The organism is Xylophilus sp. ASV27 (assembly GCF_016428875.1).
Lineage (GTDB): Bacteria > Pseudomonadota > Gammaproteobacteria > Burkholderiales > Burkholderiaceae_C > Xylophilus.
The window spans coordinates 1-388 of sequence record NZ_JAELTO010000315.1 but is presented as its reverse complement, the minus strand read 5'-3'; the positions used below and the strand labels follow the sequence as shown (position 1 = coordinate 388).

General features: G+C 60.3%; 1 protein-coding gene. It reads right to left on the bottom strand.

Annotated elements, in window-relative coordinates:
• Positions 1 to 56 precede the first annotated feature (56 nt).
• Positions 57 to 388, bottom strand: a 332-nt coding sequence (locus tag JHD63_RS23080) for a thioredoxin family protein (RefSeq protein ID WP_198973145.1), incomplete at its 5' end; no start/stop codon positions are given.

Sequence of the window (388 nt, the reverse complement as noted above, 5' to 3'; positions counted from 1 at the left end):
GCGAGAGGGGGTGCCAACAACAAGGGCTGCCCACGGGCAGCCCTTGTTGCTTTATTTCAGGGTTCTTCGCTCGCCGGTGCGGCCAGCAGTTGTTCCAGCGCAGTGTTGATGGCCTGGCGTTGCATGGGGCTGTGCAGCTGGCCGTGATACTGGCCGTCGACAAACAGCAGCAGGGTAGGCAGGTGAAAAATGTCGAAGGCGTGTGCCAAAGCCATGCTCTCTTGCACATCGACATAGGCTAGTTGTTGCAGGCAGTCAGCTTGCCAGCTGTCCAGCAGCTGGTGCCAGGCGCGGCATGCAGAGCAGCCAGGCTGGCCAAACAGCACCAGCGTATTGCCGGGCAGGCTTGCCAGCGTGTGATGAAAACCGAATTCGTCCAGCTGTAGCC